2 pseudogenes are annotated in these 657 nt (G+C 70.0%); both read right to left on the reverse strand.

Annotated features, from left to right (window positions below):
* Positions 1–193, reverse strand: a pseudogene (locus ACNPM4_RS07575) (hypothetical protein); the annotation flags it as partial.
* A 10-nt stretch (positions 194–203) separates the two neighbouring features.
* Positions 204–657 (reverse strand): annotated as a pseudogene (locus tag ACNPM4_RS07580) (tRNA (adenine-N1)-methyltransferase); the annotation flags it as partial.

Here is a 657-nt window from a genome sequence, read left to right on the forward strand (position 1 = left end):
GGTGCAGCGGGCTGAACACGCTCACGTCCGGCGTCGACCCGACGTCGCCTTCCACGGTCACGGCGTCACGGATCTCGTTCGATCCGGCCCCGCGATCACACGCGACGCCGCCATCGGGTGCCGCGGCGGTGCAGCCGGTCAGAGCGAGGACGGCAAGGCTGAGGGAGGCCAGAACGGCGGACGTTTTACGCACGCGCTCCAGTCTATTCCGTCGCGTGCCCTGAATCGCGCGACGCCGCAGCAAGGCGTGCCCCCTCGGCAGCCTTCTCGGCCTCCCGCGCCCGCTTGCGCAGGTTCTTGTCACTGATCTCCCGGTCGCCCACGGCTCCAGGGGTCCATGCCTCGACATCCTCGTCGCCGTAGCTGCTCTTGGAAGCGCGTCGCTTTACCGAAGGCGCGACGGCGCCCGGCGCGAGTCGTCGCGCCGTCAGCAGGAACCCGGTGTGAGCGACCATGCGGTGATCCGGACGCACGGCGAGCCCCTCGACATGCCACCCGCGGACCATCGTCTCGGAGGCATCCGGCTCGGTGAAGAGCCCGGTGCCTCGGATGTACTCCGCGACACGCGACAGCTGCGTCGCCGTGGCCACGTAGCAGAGGACAACACCGCCGGGGGTGAGCGCATCGGCGACGGCATCCATGCACTCCCAGGGAGCG

This window comes from Microbacterium umsixpiens (assembly GCF_053543675.1).